Source organism: Bradyrhizobium sp. 142, from assembly GCF_023074015.1.
Taxonomy (GTDB): Bacteria; Pseudomonadota; Alphaproteobacteria; order Rhizobiales; family Xanthobacteraceae; genus Bradyrhizobium.
Genome location: NZ_JADPKQ010000224.1, coordinates 101,855 through 118,630 on the forward strand (window position 1 = coordinate 101,855; position 16,776 = coordinate 118,630).

Sequence of the window (16,776 nt, forward strand, 5' to 3'; positions counted from 1 at the left end):
TCGCATAATTCGGTGAGCGCGTTCAAAGACCACGGAAGATTGTTGGCACCGACCCGTCTTGCGCCGCTTTGAGGATGATCGCGTTCATCCGCGCCTTTCGTCAATGTGAAGATCAACTATAATCTATTGATATTATTAGTTTTCTAGCCTGTATCGGTGATGTAATTGGAGGGCCGACAGGGTCGTGGCAGTGATGGATCGAAGGTTCCGCTGAGTCGCACATCGAGGGGATGTGAAGCGCGGTGTCAGGCGTGCGGATCGATCGCCTTGGTCGAGAGCTCCGGCCCAGCCTGATGATCTCGCCGCCCGAGTCTCGCGGGTATCAGACCTGCAGGGATCAGAAAAGGCGTTGCCGCGGCATAGACATCATATTCAGGGAAAGCCAGTCGTAGAATCCGCTCTTCGTTGATCATTCGTCGGCACTGAATCATCGCAACCATGATCGCGATGAGCACCGCAAGCGGTGAAAGGACCTGAAGTGTGACACCGACCAACGCAATGCCTTCACATAGGTAGAGGGGATGCCGGACGGCTCGATAAGGCCCTTCCGTCACAAGGCGCCTTGCCTCCGGTAGAATGCTGAAGGATTTGCCCAACCAGCGGAGCACCACGATAGAAAGCGAGATCCCCACCAGGATCAACGTCGTGGACAGAGCTGACCAGATCGGGCCGAGCTCTGCCTTCGGAAGAAAAGCGAGTGCGACGGTCGGAAATGCGCCCAGCAAGGCCGAGACCCGCATCTCAACGCTCTTCGACTTCATCGTCGGGACCAGCCGGGTCATGGTTGTCAGTGCAACCAGTCCGAGGAACAGGACGTTGGCAATACTGGCCGCGATCATCAGCAAGTCGTCCAGGCGGCCCAACGGAAGGCGATGGATGCTGGCGGCACCGATGAGAGCGGACCCGCCATAGACGATCACGATGGCCGCCCTCGAGGTCCAATCCAGCCACGGATTGACGCCGCCGGCGATCCGGTTCCTGGCTGTCCCCTCCTGGCCGACCTTCGCGTCAGTCACAGCAGTGATCTCGCTCGCTCAAAATCTGCCTCACTAGACGCCAGGCCCCCGGAGAGGTCAATTGGCTGGTCACTTCTCCGAGCGCCGCCACACTAGCCAGTCCCATGCGGTTCCACATTCCCCGGGCCCTCCGGATCGTCGAGTTGGCATTGAACCGATTCTGTCGTGGCGACACGAATAATAGAACGCACAATTAAACAGTAGTACTGCCATGGATTTGCACGGATTCGTGAATTTGCGCCGAATCTTGTTCCTCCTTCTTCCTGTGCTGCTTTTCTGTCAGCCGGCCTGGGCGGGGAATCGCGTCGCGCTCGTCATTGGCAATTCTGCCTACAAAAACGCGGCGCCACTTTCGAATCCCGTCAATGACGCTGCGATTGTCGAGGCGACACTAACGAACGCAGGTTTTGACGTTGTGCAAACCCGCCGGGATCTTCAGGCGATCGAGATGCGGCGAACGCTGCGCGATTTTGCCGATCAGGCTCGCGACGCAGATGTGGCCGTCATCTATTACGCCGGTCATGGTATGGAGATAGAAGGTACGAACTATCTGATCCCGGTCGACGCCACCCTCGAGCGCGATACGGATGTGTACGATGAGGCGTTTTCGCTCGATCGCGTCATGCTGGCCATTGAACCGGCAAAGCAACTGCGACTTGTGATCCTCGACGCTTGCCGCAACAATCCTTTCTCGGAAAAGATGAAACGGACAGTCGGCTCGCGGTCCATCAGCCGGGGCCTTGCCCGAATTGAGCCGGCGACGGCGAATACTCTGGTTGCCTTCGCCGCCAAGGCTGGCTCGACAGCGTCGGATGGCAACAGCAAGAACAGTCCCTACGCTGCCGCATTGGTCAAATATATCGGGACTCCGGGCCTGGATTTGCGCAGGGTGTTCGGCTTCGTTCGCGACGACGTCATGAAAGCGACGGGCAATCGGCAGGAGCCCTATGTTTACGGCACGCTTGGCGGCGACGATGTGCCGCTGGTGCCCGCCAAGGAGCCTACCAAGGAACCAGTCAAGGATGCTGCGAAGGAAGCTGCCCCAACACCAACGCTGCGATCCGAAATACGGCGCGACTACGAACTCGCGATGCAGGTTGGCAACAAGGATGCACTGAACTTCTTCATCGTCCAATATCCGGATGGTTACTACGCAAGTCTCGCAAAGCTTCAGCTCGCCAAAATCGATGCGGAGGAGAAGCGTGTTGCTGCGGCCGAAAAGGCGCGTCAGGCCGAGCAGGAGCAGGCGCGGCTCGTCAACGAGGGCGCACAACAGATGCAACTTGCCAAGGCTGCCTCGGATCTGAAAGCAGCGCAGGAAGCTCGGGCCGCCGCCGAGGCCGCCAAGGAAACCGCGCAGCATCAGGCTGCTCAAGCCGAACAAAGGCGTGTCGCGGCTGAAACGGGAGCTGCCGCGAAGAACGCTGCACCATCAGCAACAGGGCAACCGCAAGAGGCGAAGGCAAACACGGACACAAAAGTGGTAGCGCTCCCCAATCCACAGGCTCCCGCGCCGCCACCTACGCCAGTCGAGCTGGCAAAATCGGTGCAAACCGAATTGCGCCGGGTCGGTTGCCTCACGGGATTGGCCAGTGGGGAGTGGGATGCGGCGTCGCGGCGCTCGCTTGAGCTGTTCAATCGAAGCGCCAGCACCAAGTTCGATACCGAGACCGCGAGCGCCGATGCGCTCGATGCGATCAAGCTCAAGTCGGCGCGGGTTTGTCCTTTGATTTGCGGATCGGGCCTCAAGCGCGACGGCGATCACTGTGTCAAGATTACCTGCGCTGCAGGTTATTTTCTGAATGACGACGATGAATGCGAGAAGCGCAAGTTTCGTCAGACCCCGTCCGCAAGACTTGAACGAAGGGAGAGGGAGGCTGCTCCTGCAAGACCCGCAAGACCCGAGGCCAGCGCAAGCAACAAGCCGGAAGGCGGCGGAATGCCATTCATGTTCTTCCTGCCCTGAAGATTTCAGCCGATATAGTGTAGAGCCGTGTTCAAGCATGCCGTTCGAGTCTGCATCGGGCCATTCTGAACGTAAGCCCGGCTCTAGATAAATGTCTCCTTGCGGAGATTTTCGGGTCTGCGTGACACATTCCCCATCAGGATTGGCCGATCCGCCCACTGCCGGCCAAGATTGCTAAAACTCACGGGTGGGTATGCGCACTTCTGTAATCGAATACTGTGCCGCTAAGTTAAAACGCTGTTATGGGGGTGAGATCGTGGGACTGATCAACATATACTACAATACAATGCTGAATAACCACCCGAGCATGACCGACGATTTCAAGACCATGATCAATGGCTCCATAAAGAAGTTCCACGATGAACCGGGGCATAAAAATACATGCGCCTCGAAGATATCTTGGGCGCTCAACCATATCGATGGTCACTATGTGAATTGCGATGGAGACTATGGAAAAGGTGGCGTGCTTGTCAAAAAAGTTCGAGTTCTCATGGACGATGGCGGTTGGGAGTACATTTTTTCTACGCTCGATCTTCGGCAGTACCTGAATAACAGGTATGGCTCCGGGCAGATGCTTCCGAACACATCCAAACTGGGTAAGCGGAACGGGGTGATCATATTTGAACCCACAGACACGGGTAACATCGGCCATACGGACGTCTGGGTAAATGGGCAGATACACGATGCCGACATGTACTTTAGCGATTGGTATTCCGCAGTGACAAACGACAGGATATTTTTCTGGGACCTCAGTTCATAGCCGATATTGAATAGTGGGGACCGCGTGTTCGCAGGGTCACATGCTCGTGTGACCCGATTCACGTTCAGTCGACCGAGGCGGGCGACCAGCAGAACGGCCAAATCTCTCTGGTCCACGGTATTCAGCCGAGAACCTTGCAGCTGTCAGGCCTGAAGCCTAAAGTGGTAAAGCTTGCGGAACATTGCGCGCTTTTCGGGTAAGACGCGGTCTAGAGTCGGGTAGTCGAGTGGTGGACAAAAGTCGCTCACCATTCCGGCCGACCAACCGTCGGCCCCTATGGCACCTTGTACTCTCCATCTCCGCAGGTGAGGATCGTCATCTTCATGTTCCCGCCGAAGCGCTCGCCCCGGAAATTGGTCATTCGGTAAAGTCGAAATGAAGGAACCGGTCCTCCGAATTGCGACGGTCGCGTCATGGGCGCTGCCGGAAGGTCGTAGGACCGCAAGTCGCCAATCGGCTTGATCAGAAAGCGTTGAATGTAAGCCGCTCCCTTTTCGAAAGACGGCGCACGAGATACCATCGCAATTCCGAAAGTCGGAGAAGCTGATGGCCATTCCGTTGAGGATTTACATCACGCCATTTGCCGAGAGGGGAACCGTTGAGCCCGGGCAATGGAGCAGCGACACGGCCAAAAAGGCGCTCGACGTGGTCAATACGATCTGGTCAAAGGCCAAGGTCGTATTCGTGATCAGCGATTGCTTGATGGAGAAGCCGCTCGACATGGCAAAGAGCGCGCGCAGCAATGATCAGCTCTTGCTGGGTGTTCTTACCTCGCGCCACGATCCGGACAATGCCGTCCATATCTACCTCGTCAATTCGATTGAAAATCTGTCCGCCGGCGGAAGCTCATACCCCAATAGCCAACCCGAGCCGGCAAGCTTCGTCCAGTGGTATGGCAATGACCACGCCAATGGACGCGCCTGGGCTCACGAGCTTGGCCATCTGATGAGCCTTGATCACGTCGAGATAGACTATTCCAATGAGAAGCAGGCGGCGCAGCGCGTCAAGAACCTCATGACGACAGGATTGAGCGCCGGCTCTGACCTGACCGCCCACCAGATTGATGCAGCCAAAGGCTCAAAGCTGGTCAAGCGGTTTGGCGGATAAGTTGTCGGCCGACCGCAGAAGTCGTCACCTCCGTCGTTCTGCAGATCGCGCGTCCGCGGGAAACGGGCCGAACGTCGTCTTCGCGCGGCGATCTCCACCAAATTCAGAAAAACGATTACATTGTGGCAATCGACGAACGCATGTGCTCCCGGCCTGACGTCGAGGCGGGAGTGCTTACGGCAAATTCCGTCTCGTCAGGCCTCGTAGGCCGAGCGCTTGGCGGGCCCCTGTGGGAAGTCGCTGCTGCGATCGCGACAGTGATGTCACGTATTGCGCAAGCGCATATTGCGTCGGCGCCAGATCGAAATGGGAACATGATCACAACCTTCGTTGCAGCTGTCGATTTCATGAACTTCCTTCTCCTGACCGCACTAAAAACAAGGCGATCCTGCGCCGTCCGGCGGATCGCCGACGAGTTCCTATTTGTCCATTGCAGGTCGAAGAGACATGTTCCACAAGACTGGTCCGGGCAAGGTTGACGTCGATCTGGATTTTTCAGGAGTGGGAGTTCTGCACGCGCGGCTCTGGAATTTCGATTTCGATGACTTTGCCGGCTACCAGTTTCGGGGCTTGAAGACAGCGCATTTCGAATTTCTGAAGAACAAGGTGGTCCCCCTACTCGAGAACGACGCCGGTCAGATCTGGATGACGGGATCCGCGAGCCGGATCGGTACGGCCGATTGGAATATGACGACGTCGGCCAACCGCGTGATTACGGTCGCGAAGTCTCTGTCCGAGATGGGCAACCACCCGGAGCAAATGCAGACGCACGCCATCGGCAATACGCAGACGGCAAATCACGATAGATCAGTGGTCCTTTGGGTGCTGCCGAAGGTCTATTTCGAACCGATCATAAAGCCAGACTTGCCGCGACCCGTTCCGCCGTAGCCAAAGGTCAGTCGAAATTTCAAGATAGCCATGCTGCTTGAGGTCGACGGTTCGATTTCGTTTGCAGCGAGAGCGGCCATCAAGCGCATCGTGAAGGGCAGGGCTGGAGCCGGGATTGCGTTTGCCAGCGCGTTGTTCTCCATATGGGACACGGAAAACAATTTGAAGTGCACCTACGTCTATGCGGCGGTCGGCCTGGGCTTTGGCTTAAGCCTTCCGAAGACCGGCGGCAGATCGGGTACCCTGCATGGTCCCTGGAATTCGTTTACGACCGAAAAGCCAATCTCCTGTTCGCAGTTCGGCAAGTCGATGCGCTTTACGACTATCGGCATAGGGGGTGTGAGCGAGAACTGGATCCTGCTGAAAACGCCCAGGGGAGTGAAGGACGTCTACTTGAGCATCAGCACCGGCACGACCATAGGCGGCGGCGCGTCGACATACCCAGCCCATTTGAGCGCTTTCGTCCCGCTAGAGCGACCGAAGCCGTTTGGCGGGCCGTGACCAAACCGGCTCATCATAACCTTTAGCCGCCATCGGCGAGGCGAGCTTTCGCTCGATGCTTTGCAGGACGTCTCCAGACCGAGCGGGCGCGGTCGCAGTTATGGAGTGCTCGCGCCCAACGTGCTGGATTTGATGCGCTCCGGGTTGACCGGCTATGTGATCCAGTTTCATCATGTTGCTCACGCTCAATTAAAGCGTTTCCCCGACCACGCTCACATTGCGGCGCGTGTGATTTCTCCCTCGAAATGTTGGATCAACGTTGATTTCATTGCCAAAGCTGATTCTTGATTTCGGTTGAATGTGAGACGTTCTTAGCGTTTTCTTTGAGTCGCTCGCGTTGCAATGTAAGCGGTGTTTTGACCGCACCTTTTCCTGAAGATTACGATCGGCGAGTGTGACGATCTCTGAATCGGAGAGATCGTGTTGTGTCTACGCTTGACCATACGCTTAAGCCGGAGGCAACGACGGCGCGCCGGCTTGAGGTTATCACGGGAACGGGCCGTCGCCGGTGGTTCTCGGCAGACGACAAGGCCCGGATGATTGAAGAGACGCTTGTCCCGGGTGCGGTGGTGTCGGAAGTTGCGCGGCGGCATGGGCTTGCGCCGCAGCAACTGTTCACGTGGCGCCGCCAGGCACGGCAGCCTGCCGGGGCGGACGCTGCCACCGAGGCGCCGCAGTTCGTGCCTGCGATCGTGGAATCGGCATTGCCGCAAGGCGCAGTTCGCCGGCGGCAGCGCCAGCGGGCACGCCCGGTGGATCGAGCCTCGGGAATCATCGAGGTGGAGATCGAAGGCGTCAGCGTCCGGGTCGGCCGTGGCGCTGACGCCAAGACGGTCGCGGTAGTCATCCGGGCGCTGAAGGCCGGCACGTGATCGGTCCGACCGGCGCGGTGCGGGTAATGATGGCAACCAAGCCGGTGGACTTCCGCAAGGGCGCCGAGGGTCTGGCGGCACTGGTGCGCGAGACGATGAAGTCCGATCCGTTCTCGGGCGCCATCTATGTGTTCCGGGCGAAACGGGCCGACCGCGTGAAGCTGACGGGAGTGTGCCTGTTTGCCAAACGGCTCGAGGATGGCAAGTTCCGTTGGCCGAACGTGCAGGATGGGGTGATGCGGCTGTCGGCTGCGGAGTTCTCGGGCTCGATTGGCGACGGGTTCACGCCGCGCGCGAGATCCCGGTGCCGGTGCAGCCAGGCTGATCTGCGACAGAGTGAATCAGTCCGATCGAAACGCTCGCAACGGCTGCAGCACTTGATGTAATCGCGCCATATGGCGACGACGGACACGCTTCCCGACGATCCCGGCACGCTCAAGGCGATGCTGCTGGCGGAGCGTGCGCGCGCCGAACGGCTGGAGCAAATCATCAAGGAGTTGCAGCGTCACCGCTTCGGCCGACGGGCCGAGACGCTGCCGGAAGATCAATTGCTGCTCGGCCTCGAAGAAGCCGAGCAGACGGCGGCGAGCACTGAGGCCGAGAACGAAGCGGCGGCGCCAGCCGAGCGGGCAAGCCACGCCGCCAAGCGCCGCATCAACCGTGGATCGCTGCCGGCGCATCTGCCGCGCATCGAGATGGTGGTCGACATCGACGATCATGTCTGCCCGTGCTGCCGCAATGCGCTGCATCGGATTGGCGAGGATGTCAGCGAACGACTCGATATCGTTCCGGCCCAGTTCCGCGTGCTTTGTGCGTCGGCCCAAATATGCCTGTCGCGCCTGCGAGAACGGGGTGGTGCAGGCGGCTGCGCCGGCGCGGCTGATCGAGGGCGGATTGCCGACCGAGGCGACGGTGGCGCAGGTTCTCGTCTCCAAATAGGCCGATCATCTGCCGCTGTATCGACAGGCCCAGATCTATGCGCGGCAGGGCATCACGCTCGATCGCTCGACCCTGGCCGATTGGGTCGGCCGCGCCGCCTTCCTGCTGCGGCCTGTGCACGAGCGTCTGCTCGCCAGGCTCAAGGGCTCGGCCAAGCTGTTCGCCGACGAGACGACGGCGCCGGTGCTCGATCCCGGGCGCGGGAAGACCAAGACCGGCCAATTGTGGGCCTACGCACGCGACGATCGCCCCTGGGGTGGCGCCGACCCGCCCGGCGTGGCCTATGTCTACGCGCCCGATCGCAAGGCGGAGCGGCCGATCGCCCATCTCGCTGGGTTCACGGGCACCCTTCAGGTCGATGGTTATGCCGGCTATCGCGTACTCGCCGAGCGCGGCGACGTGCGACTGGCATTCTGCTGGGCCCATGTGCGCCGACGCTTCTACGAACTCGCTGCGGCCGGCCCGGCGCCGATCGCCAGCGAGGCGCTCGAACGCATCGCCGGGCTCTATGCCATCGAGAGCGACATCCGTGGCAGCAGCGCCGAGGAAAGGCGCGAGGATCACGGGGGCGCCTCTGCGGCCGAGCGCGACCCCATCTAGGATACGGGTTTGCGAGAGAGCGTCTCGGCGAACCACCGAAGTGCTTGGGCGCCGTGGCCGTTCCCCGCGGGCTTCGCTGTCGATTCGATCAAGAACTTCCAGCGGCGTCGCCGGTCGTTCATCCGTTTTCGGTATCGACCAACTGCATCGACGTCCAATTTCGTGATGGCGACCGACAGCGCATGCTTGTCGTTCGCGATCACGCCGACAACATCGCCCTCATGTTGGACGTGGACGACCCCGCTCATCGAGCGGATCGGTTCGAGGTCGACGGAGGCCAGTGTGGCATGGATATGCGGCTTGCGAGGTATCCGACCGTGCAGCATGCGCTGTAGCGCTAAATCGTGGATGAATGCGATGCCCGTGAGCTTGTTCTATGCGGTGTTCTGTCGAGGGCTTGTTCCGACATGAGCACAGCCCTGGCCGCGGCAGGCCTCGCAACGGACGCTGATCTCCGCCCAGGTTGTCGCGAAGCGATCGGTCTTGGCGTCGTAGTTCTTGCGCAAGCCGGTCGAGTGGCATTCCGCGCGCATGAAGTTCCAGTTCTGGTTCAGCCTGGTCCAGTGCAGGACGTCGTCATGCCCGATCGCCTCATTGGGATAGAGGTGAAACCAGCGCTGGCCGCCTTTGTCCTGCGGACGGCTGTCCCAAGCTATCGACAGCGCCTGAATGCGTCCATCCGGAAACTCGATCAGATATTGCTGCAACGGATCGATGCCGAAGGTGTACTTCACCTCGAAGGTGGTGACCTTGCCGTCTGGTCCATCGGTTTCGATCTGAAATTTTCCGTCCTTGCGGAAGAAGCGCGAATGCACGCCATAGTGCTCGAAGCTGGCATCGTTGAAATTGCCGAGCACGGTCTTGTCGGTGGCGTGCTGCATCGCGGCCTTGTGCTGCGAGGCCGCCCACAATCTTGCTTCTGCCTGATGGCAGCCTGCGCAGGTCTCGCTGCCGACGAAGGTCGCGGAGGATGAATCCTGCACCTTCGAGGCTGGCCCGCCGCGGGTGATGAATTGAAAGGCGAGACCCGATCCGAGGATAATCGCCGCTGCGCCCACAGCCGAAATCCAGACCTAGCGCCTCGAGAGGAAGGTGGTTTCCGGTTCACCGGACGCAGGCTGTTGCGACGGCGGGCCGGGGGAACGATCTCCTTCGGCTCCCTTGCGCGATCCACTTCCTGTGTGGGATTTCCGTCGCCTGCGTGCCAACGGCAGCCCCCTCGGTGTCGAGATCGCCGAAATACGATCCGGCAATGCTTGATCAGTACCTCTGCGCGCATCATCAGCTGAGCTTCCATCAAGTCAAGTGCCGTCACCTCGCTCGGCTCGGCACAAAGCGGCTACTGGGCTTGTTTGTTGCGGTTCTTGCTCGCGCCTCTCAGCTTGGTCGCGGGTGAAGGCGATTTCGCCCAGTCCGCCATCTGAATGCAGGTGAGCAGGTCGACGTAACTGTCGCTTCCGCCTGCGGTGGCCTCGCCCTCGCATCTGTTCCTGAGTTCGTCGGAATTCGAGAGCCAGATAGTGCCGACTTGCTGCTGTGCGGCATTCTCGTCACGCATGCAATCGTCGAAGCTCTGGGCCAGGTCCAATCCCATGGCCTTGTCGGTTGCTACGGTTGCCTTGCAGGTCGCCTCGACATTGAGCTTGGGCACGCGATCGCTAACCGGGGTTACCAGTTGACTTCCAACCATCGCCATCGATAGCAGCGCGATCTTCATTGGACTCTCCTCTTGACTACGCGTTTGACCTGGTAACGAGTCGAGGCGCGTCATGCTGACGCGGCGCTCCGTCAGCGCCTGCCGACACGGTTGACCGGACCGCCGCGATTCATCGGTGTTCCCGGCCGTACGCCGACTCCCGGAGCACCGACGCCAGGGGTTGCGACGGCCCTTGCGATCGGCCGCGGTCGAAGCGCGACGCCGGGCCTGGCGACGCAACCGGCGGGATAGTCGACGTATTGGCAGTACAAGACAGCAGCGCCCGCGCTTTCAGCGCCTGCAGCCACGAAACCGGCTGCCAGCAATCCCGACAATGCGATCGATAGCTTCATGTGGGTCTCCTCTCGGTCACAACTGAATACGTGGCAGTGAGCGGGGTCAGTCGCTCTTGGCCTTCTCCTGCATGGCAGTCTGCAGCTTCTTGACGTCTGCGGGCGACAATTGCGGACGGTCAATCTTGATCGTCAGCTTGTTGAGCTTGGCAGTGAGCGCGAATGGCGGCTTGTAGTCGGCGTCGTTCACGCCGGTCAGTGTGTCGGAGCCGATGTCGAAGCTCTCGTCCCACTGCAGGATCATCGGGAGCGTCTTCGGCATCGCTTTCGTGGCGACTTCCTTGCCGTCCACCTTCAGCACACCGGTGCCGGGTTTGGCGAGGCCACTGAAGTTGTTGTACTCGAGCGTACCGACACCAATGCCGTCGTACTTGAACTCGAATTCGACCGTGTGGCGGCCCGGCGATAGCGCGTCCGTGCTTTCCCACTTGATGCGTTCGAGGTCGATCAAGTTCCACAGGAACACCGGCTTGCCCTGCAAAAGGTAGAAGCCGTAGCCGGCAAAGCGTCCTCCCGAAGTCAGGATCATGCCTTCGGCGCCACCGCTCGGCACCTCGATGTCGGCGGTGATCGTATATGAGGTGTTGAGGAGCTGCGGCGAGTCACCCTGCGGCAATCCGGTCATTGGTCGCGTGTAGACGAATTCCGAACGGCCGGCGGTGATATTCGGGCGTGGCGCGATCATTCGTGCAGCGACCGATGCGTCCATCGGAAAGACCTGATACTTTTGGGCCTCCGCGATGAACTTCTGCTTCATCTCCATGACCTTCTGCGGGTTCTTCGCGGCAAGATCCTCGGTCTGGCTGAAATCCTCCTTCAGGTTGAAGAGCTGAAGCGTCTGGTTGTTCAGCGGGTCGACGTTCGCAGGGCCGAAGGCTTCCCAGGGCGCGCGATTGACCTTGGTGCTCAGGAACCAGCCGTCGTCATACAGGGCCCATTGGCCCATCATCTCGAAATACTGCGTCTTGTGCTGACTCGCGACCTTGGCGCCGGCCGCGTCGAAGGTGTAGGCGAAGCTCGTGCCCTCTATCGGCTTCTGCGCGATGCCATCGACTATCTCGGGTGCGCGGATGCCCGCCGCCGCGAGGATGGTGGGGACGACGTCGATCATGTGAACGAACTGCTCGCGCAGGCCGCCCTTGTCCTTGATGCGCTCCGGCCACGAGACCACCATGTTCTGGTTGGTGCCACCGAGCTGCGAGGCGTTCTGCTTGAACCAGGAGAACGGCGCGTCGAAGGCCCACGACCAGCCCGCTGACATGTGATTGTAGGTTTGTTCGGTGCCCCACACGTCGTAGTACTTCGCGAGCTGCACGTCGACGGGCACCGACACGCCGTTGAAGAAGGCCACTTCGTTCGGGGTGCCGAGTGGGCCGCCTTCAGCGCTCGTGCCGTTGTCGCCGTTGATGTAGATGATCAGCGTATTGTCGAGCTTGCCCAGGCCCTCGAAGGCTTGAATCACGCGCCCGATCTCGTGGTCGCCGTAGGCGACATAGGCGGCGAAGATGTCGGCCTGGCGGATGTAGAGCTTCTTTTCATCAGCTGACAGCTGGTCCCATTCCTTCAGGAGGTCCTTCGGCCATGGCGACAGCTTGGTGTCCATCGGGATCACGCCGAGCCGCTTCTGGTTCTCGAAGATCTGATCGCGCACCTTGTTCCAGCCTTCGTCGAACAGGTGCATCTTGCTGATCTTGTCCACCCATTCCTTGGTCGGATGATGCGGCGCGTGGGTGGCGCCAGGCGCATATTTGATCAAGACCGGCTTGCTTGGGTCGGTCTGATGAACCCGCGTCATCCAGTCGATGGCGTCGTCCGCCATCGCCGTGACCAAGTTCCAGCTCCCCGGCTCCTTGCCCAGGAACGGGTAGATCTGCGTCGTGTTGCGGAAGAGGTTCGGCTCCCACTGGTTGGCATCGCCGCCGACAAAGCCATAGAAGTATTCGAAGCCCATGCCGGTCGGCCACTGGTCGAACGGACCAACCTGGCTCGCGGTATACACTGGCGTGTTGTGGTCCTTGCCGAACCAGGACGTGGCGTAGCCGTTGTCGAGCAGCATCCGTCCGATCGTGACTTTGTCCTTGGCGATGATGCTGTTGTAGCCGGGGTAGCCTGTCGACTGCTCCGAGATCACGCCGAAGCCCGCCGAATGGTGGTTGCGTCCCGTGATCAGCGCCGCGCGCGTGGGCGAGCACAGCGCGGTGGAGAACATGCGGTTGTAGCGCAGGCCGTTATGTGCGATGCGATCCATCGTCGGTGTCGGGATGACGCCGCCGAAAGTGCTGGGTACGCCGAAGCCTGCGTCGTCGGTGATGATGAGCAGCACGTTTGGCGCGCCCTTGGGTGGCGTGACGCGCGGTGGCCACCAGGGCTTCGACTGCAGGGCGCCATCCTTGATGACGCCGCCGAACTGCGGATCGGGTGGCGGGAGCTGCTTCCCGGTGATGGTCGAGGTCGCGCTCGGCGAACCAAGGGTCCCGTTGACCTGTTGTGCCGTCGCCTGGCCGGCGATCGCGAGTTCAGCGAGGCTGAGGAGCGCCGCGGTGGCGGCTCGACAGGAAAAAGTGCTCGACCGCATGTTTGTGTTCCTTGATCGATTGTCCGAAGCCGCAAGATTGCGTTTGTTCGCCCTATTGACATGGGGCAACCAAAGCCTGGCGCTTGGCCCATTCAGCACTGAGAGCGGATGCCTGGTCTATGCAAAAACCGACAGCTCGTACCGATTTGCGGCTACCGCGATCTGGCGAGGATTTTCGATGCTGGAAACCAGTTCGTTTGGCCGGCAGCTACAGATGAGTTGCGAGCGGACCTGGGAGAGTTCGGATCGATCATCGGACAGGTTCGACCTTCGCAGCCATGTCGGGCGCACGACTGACCCGATAGGTCGCGTTGCCGCACCTGAGAACCCATACGGCGTGGTCCGGCCTGGAGCGCTTCTTGTCTCTCACCGCGCCGAGCGCCTTGTCACAGGCAAACCCCTGCGTGCGGATCTGCGCCGCCAGTGCGTCCTGCGTTTCGGCTGCGACCGTCGCCGCCGTTGTCTGTTGCGCCCTCACCGATGGGCCGGAAACAACAGTTGCGGCAGCCAGCAGCATAAAAGCAAACGGTCTATGCATGACTTTCGTCCCTCTCGCTTCGATGCCATTCGCATTCCGGCCAGGCTCGCCAAACGTCAGGCTCGTCCGGCAATCGTCCACTCAGCAGCCAGTAGGCCCGTGAAGAGCAAGTGCAGGGAAACAGCGGGCCAGAGCAGCACCCCCACTAACTCTCCCACTACGCCCAGATAACCAAGATAAAGGGTGGCGAGCAGATTGTAGGCAAGCATTGCGCGCGTGACCGACTGCGCGGACGGCCACGGCCAGGACGTCAACGCAAAGCTAAGCAATGCAATCCCCGCAAGTCGGCCGAGCGCCTGGCCCAGCTCGGACAGTTCGGCTCCGAAAATCAGCCGCCCGAACAGCCCCGGGCCGATAAGCAGGATCAATCCGGTAGCGGCGATTTCAACTGCGACGGCTGTCGTGGCCCATCTCATGGCATTTTGTCTCGGGGCAGCCTGCCTGGCGCATCAGAGTGCGGCTTTCGTCCTACTGCTTCTGCGTCCCGACGGTGCTATCAGACGCGCCGGTCGCGGCGCTCTGCTCCGGTGGCAAGGGTTCGAGCTTGAAGGTCAGCTTGTCGATCTTGCCGGTGAACTTGAACGGAACGTCGTAGCGGTACTCGACCATTGCGACGCCGGTGCGGGTGTCCAGGCCAACATCAAAGGTTTCGTCCTCGGGGAACGTGACCGGGATGGTGTGCTCCATGGAGTTTTTGGCCGCTTCCTTTCCGTCCACGGACAGCACACCCGTTCCTCCCTTGCCCAGGCCCGGACCGTCGGATTTGAAGTCGAAGACGATGGTGTGCTTGCCGGCACTCAACTCCGGCCCTTCCCACATGGTGCGCTTGAGATCGAGCAGGTTGTAGAGGAACACCACTTTGCCGCGGCCGACGCCGAAGTCGCCCTTGCTCAGGAACAGGCCGTAGCCGCCGAAGCGCCCGCCTTCGGTGACGATCATGCCTTCCGCGCCGCCCTCAGGGATCGAGACCTCGGCGGTGATGGTGTAGGACTTGCCCAGGATGCTCGGAGCTGCGCTGGCCGGCACGCCGGACAGTTCGCCCGAATAGGTGAAGACCGTTCGTCCCGCCGTCAGGCTCGGGCGCGGCGTATTCCAGCGCGCGAGCGTCGAGTTGTCGAGCGGCAGCACGTTATATTTGGCGGCCTCCGAATAGAAGAGAGCCTGCATCTGCTTGAGCTTGTCCGGTATCTTGGCGGCCAGATCGTTGGACTGGGTTGGGTCCTCGCCGACGTTGTAGAGCTCCCAGGTGTAGCCGCTGATCACGTCCGGCGGCGTGGCAGAGCTCAGCTCCCACGGGAGTGTCGCCGGCGTCGTGGCCGCCACCCACCCGTTGCTATAGATCGCGCGGTTGCCGAGCATCTCGAAATATTGCGTCGTGTGCTTGGTCGAGGCGGCGGCGTTTGCCTTATCCCAGGCGTACGTCATGCTGACCCCCACAATGGGAATCTGCTTGATGCCGTTGACCGTGTCGGGTTGCGGAATGCCCGTCGCTTCGAGGATGGTCGGCACGATGTCGATGACGTGATGGAATTGGCGCCGGATGCTGCCCAAATCGCTGATGTGGCCGGGCCAGGACATGACCATGCCCTGGGCCGTGCCACCGAAGTGTGAAGCGACCTGCTTCGTCCATTGGAACGGGGTATCCATCGCCCACGACCATCCCGCCGCGAAATGCGGGAACGTCCGCCCCGATCCCCAGAACGGATACCAGAGAAACTGGTCTTTCACCGGCACGGGAATGCCATTGAATGTGGTGAATTCGTTCGGTGTGCCGTTGACCATGCCTTCAGCGCTCGCGCCGTTGTCGCCGCCGATATAGATGATCAGGGTGTTGTCGAGCTCGCCGAGGTCTTCGACGGCCTGGATGACTCGGCCGATCTCGTGGTCGGCATAGGCGAGGTAGGCGCCATAGACATCAGCTTGCTTGATGAAGAGCTTCTTCTCCTCGAAGCTGAGGGAATCCCACTCCGGCAGGCCCTTCGGCCACGCCGTCAGCTTCGCGTTTTCGGGCATGATGTCCAATCGCTTCTGGTTGGTGAAGATGGTCTCACGCACTTTGTTCCAACCTTCGTCGAACAAGTGCAAATCGCTAATCTTCTTGATCCACTCGGGCGTTGGGTGATGAGGCGCGTGGGTGGCCCCCGGGACGTAGTAAATGAAGAACGGCTTGCCCGGCGCGATCTCCTTGAGCTGCTTCATGTGCTGGATCGCGTCGTCGGCCATCGCCGTCTCAAGATTCCACTTGGGATTACCCTCAAACGGATAGATGGCCGTCGTGTTGCGGAACAGGTTGGGCTGCCACTGGCTGGCGTCGCCGCCGACGAAGCCATAGAAGTAATCGAAGCCCATGCCCGTCGGCCACTGATTGAACGGCCCAGCCTGGCTCGACTGGTACGATGGCGTGTTGTGGTCCTTGCCGAACCACGAGGTCGCGTAGCCGTTCGCCTTCAGGATCGTGCCGATCGTGCCTTTCTCGATCGGAATGATGGAGTCGTAACCCGGGAAGCCCGTCGCGACTTCGCCGACCACCCCGTAGCCGACCGAGTGGTGGTTACGCCCGGTGATAAGCGCCGCCCGCGTCGGTGAGCACAGCGAGGTCGAGTGAAAGTTCGTGAAGCGTAATCCAGCTTTTGCGATGCGATCCATGGCAGGCGTTGGAATGACGCCGCCGAACGTGCTTGGCGCACCGAAACCCTGGTCGTCCGTCATGATGAGCAGCACGTTGGGCGCGCCTTTCGGCGGTACGACCCGCGGAGCCCACCAGGGCTTCGACTCCGTCGCTTTCTCTTTAATCTCGCCACCGAATTTCGGATCGGGCGGTGGAAGCTGCTTTCCGTCGATCGTGGTGGTGGCGCCGGGCGAACCTGGAGTGCCTGTGACCTGTTGAGCCGGTGCCGAGATACAATTCAGGGCAAGAAGACTTGCGCCCGCAAGCATGCTGAAAATGTTCTTCATGACGGAACAC

Annotated in this window: 15 protein-coding genes and 3 pseudogenes; 9 read left to right on the forward strand and 9 right to left on the reverse strand. The window is 60.4% G+C overall.

Annotated elements, in window-relative coordinates; translation table 11 throughout:
* Positions 1-245 precede the first annotated feature (245 nt).
* Complete coding sequence (locus IVA82_RS21030; protein ID WP_247388449.1) at positions 246-920, reverse strand: isoprenylcysteine carboxylmethyltransferase family protein; 675 nt, start codon at positions 918-920, stop codon at positions 246-248.
* 307 nt (positions 921-1,227) lie between these two features.
* On the opposite strand from IVA82_RS21030, the gene IVA82_RS21035 reads away from it, so the two are divergent.
* The 9 genes and pseudogenes from IVA82_RS21035 to IVA82_RS21075 form a co-directional block, all read left to right on the forward strand.
* Positions 1,228-2,982: a caspase family protein gene (locus tag IVA82_RS21035; protein ID WP_247388450.1), complete on the forward strand. Its 1,755-nt coding sequence runs from the start codon at positions 1,228-1,230 to the stop codon at positions 2,980-2,982.
* 256 nt (positions 2,983-3,238) lie between these two features.
* Complete coding sequence (locus IVA82_RS21040; protein WP_247388451.1) at positions 3,239-3,742, forward strand: T6SS effector amidase Tae4 family protein; 504 nt, start codon at positions 3,239-3,241, stop codon at positions 3,740-3,742.
* A gap of 546 nt (positions 3,743-4,288) precedes the next feature.
* Positions 4,289-4,849 (forward strand): hypothetical protein, encoded by a 561-nt coding sequence (locus IVA82_RS21045; RefSeq protein WP_247388452.1) that lies wholly within the window; start codon positions 4,289-4,291, stop codon positions 4,847-4,849.
* A 447-nt stretch (positions 4,850-5,296) separates the two neighbouring features.
* Positions 5,297-5,737, forward strand: a complete 441-nt coding sequence (locus tag IVA82_RS21050; protein ID WP_247388453.1) for a hypothetical protein — start codon at positions 5,297-5,299, stop codon at positions 5,735-5,737.
* A 30-nt stretch (positions 5,738-5,767) separates the two neighbouring features.
* A complete protein-coding gene (locus IVA82_RS21055) occupies positions 5,768-6,238 on the forward strand; it encodes a hypothetical protein (RefSeq protein WP_247388454.1) in 471 nt (156 codons plus the stop codon).
* 105 nt (positions 6,239-6,343) lie between these two features.
* Complete coding sequence (locus IVA82_RS21060; RefSeq protein WP_247388455.1) at positions 6,344-6,526, forward strand: hypothetical protein; 183 nt, start codon at positions 6,344-6,346, stop codon at positions 6,524-6,526.
* Between the two features lie 248 nt (positions 6,527-6,774).
* Entirely contained in the window at positions 6,775-7,110 is a 336-nt protein-coding gene (locus IVA82_RS21065; protein ID WP_247493495.1) for a transposase, read from the forward strand.
* A pseudogene (tnpB, locus tag IVA82_RS21070) lies at positions 7,107-7,435 on the forward strand (IS66 family insertion sequence element accessory protein TnpB). The gene IVA82_RS21065 and the pseudogene tnpB overlap by 4 nt, the downstream one beginning before the upstream one ends.
* Positions 7,436-7,505: 70 nt before the next feature.
* Positions 7,506-8,604, forward strand: a pseudogene (locus IVA82_RS21075) (IS66 family transposase); the annotation flags it as partial.
* A 41-nt stretch (positions 8,605-8,645) separates the two neighbouring features.
* Here the strand turns inward: IVA82_RS21075 and IVA82_RS21080 are convergent.
* From IVA82_RS21080 to IVA82_RS21115, 8 genes and pseudogenes are all read right to left on the reverse strand, one after another.
* The gene (locus tag IVA82_RS21080) at positions 8,646-8,975 is read right to left on the reverse strand and encodes a hypothetical protein (RefSeq protein ID WP_247493496.1); all 330 of its coding nucleotides are present in this window, start codon (positions 8,973-8,975) and stop codon (positions 8,646-8,648) included.
* Positions 8,976-9,053: 78 nt separating this feature from the next.
* Positions 9,054-9,659 (reverse strand): annotated as a pseudogene (locus IVA82_RS21085) (multiheme c-type cytochrome); the annotation flags it as partial.
* A 329-nt stretch (positions 9,660-9,988) separates the two neighbouring features.
* Entirely contained in the window at positions 9,989-10,366 is a 378-nt protein-coding gene (locus IVA82_RS21090) for a hypothetical protein (protein WP_247388458.1), read from the reverse strand.
* 71 nt (positions 10,367-10,437) lie between these two features.
* Positions 10,438-10,698, reverse strand: a complete 261-nt coding sequence (locus tag IVA82_RS21095; protein WP_247388459.1) for a hypothetical protein — start codon at positions 10,696-10,698, stop codon at positions 10,438-10,440.
* Between the two features lie 46 nt (positions 10,699-10,744).
* Positions 10,745-13,273: an arylsulfatase gene (locus tag IVA82_RS21100; protein WP_247388460.1), complete on the reverse strand. Its 2,529-nt coding sequence runs from the start codon at positions 13,271-13,273 to the stop codon at positions 10,745-10,747.
* Between the two features lie 250 nt (positions 13,274-13,523).
* Complete coding sequence (locus IVA82_RS21105) at positions 13,524-13,811, reverse strand: hypothetical protein (protein WP_247388461.1); 288 nt, start codon at positions 13,809-13,811, stop codon at positions 13,524-13,526.
* Positions 13,812-13,867: 56 nt separating this feature from the next.
* Positions 13,868-14,227 (reverse strand): hypothetical protein, encoded by a 360-nt coding sequence (locus IVA82_RS21110; protein WP_247388462.1) that lies wholly within the window; start codon positions 14,225-14,227, stop codon positions 13,868-13,870.
* A gap of 52 nt (positions 14,228-14,279) precedes the next feature.
* Positions 14,280-16,766 (reverse strand): arylsulfatase, encoded by a 2,487-nt coding sequence (locus tag IVA82_RS21115; protein ID WP_247388463.1) that lies wholly within the window; start codon positions 16,764-16,766, stop codon positions 14,280-14,282.
* Positions 16,767-16,776: the final 10 nt, after the last annotated feature.

What these genes read in the sequence shown, in the direction of transcription:
- IVA82_RS21035 (WP_247388450.1), top strand. Translation starts at nt 1,228, where the DNA reads ATGGATTTGCACGGATTCGTGAATTTGCGCCGAATCTTGTTCCTCCTT.
- IVA82_RS21050 (WP_247388453.1), top strand. Translation starts at nt 5,297, where the DNA reads ATGTTCCACAAGACTGGTCCGGGCAAGGTTGACGTCGATCTGGATTTT.
- IVA82_RS21110 (WP_247388462.1), bottom strand. Translation starts at nt 14,227, where the DNA reads ATGAGATGGGCCACGACAGCCGTCGCAGTTGAAATCGCCGCTACCGGA.
- IVA82_RS21115 (WP_247388463.1), bottom strand. Translation starts at nt 16,766, where the DNA reads ATGAAGAACATTTTCAGCATGCTTGCGGGCGCAAGTCTTCTTGCCCTG.
- IVA82_RS21055 (WP_247388454.1), top strand. Translation starts at nt 5,768, where the DNA reads ATGCTGCTTGAGGTCGACGGTTCGATTTCGTTTGCAGCGAGAGCGGCC.
- IVA82_RS21065 (WP_247493495.1), top strand. Translation starts at nt 6,775, where the DNA reads ATGATTGAAGAGACGCTTGTCCCGGGTGCGGTGGTGTCGGAAGTTGCG.
- IVA82_RS21045 (WP_247388452.1), top strand. Translation starts at nt 4,289, where the DNA reads ATGGCCATTCCGTTGAGGATTTACATCACGCCATTTGCCGAGAGGGGA.
- IVA82_RS21090 (WP_247388458.1), bottom strand. Translation starts at nt 10,366, where the DNA reads ATGAAGATCGCGCTGCTATCGATGGCGATGGTTGGAAGTCAACTGGTA.
- IVA82_RS21080 (WP_247493496.1), bottom strand. Translation starts at nt 8,975, where the DNA reads ATGCTGCACGGTCGGATACCTCGCAAGCCGCATATCCATGCCACACTG.
- IVA82_RS21105 (WP_247388461.1), bottom strand. Translation starts at nt 13,811, where the DNA reads ATGCATAGACCGTTTGCTTTTATGCTGCTGGCTGCCGCAACTGTTGTT.
- IVA82_RS21100 (WP_247388460.1), bottom strand. Translation starts at nt 13,273, where the DNA reads ATGCGGTCGAGCACTTTTTCCTGTCGAGCCGCCACCGCGGCGCTCCTC.
- IVA82_RS21095 (WP_247388459.1), bottom strand. Translation starts at nt 10,698, where the DNA reads ATGAAGCTATCGATCGCATTGTCGGGATTGCTGGCAGCCGGTTTCGTG.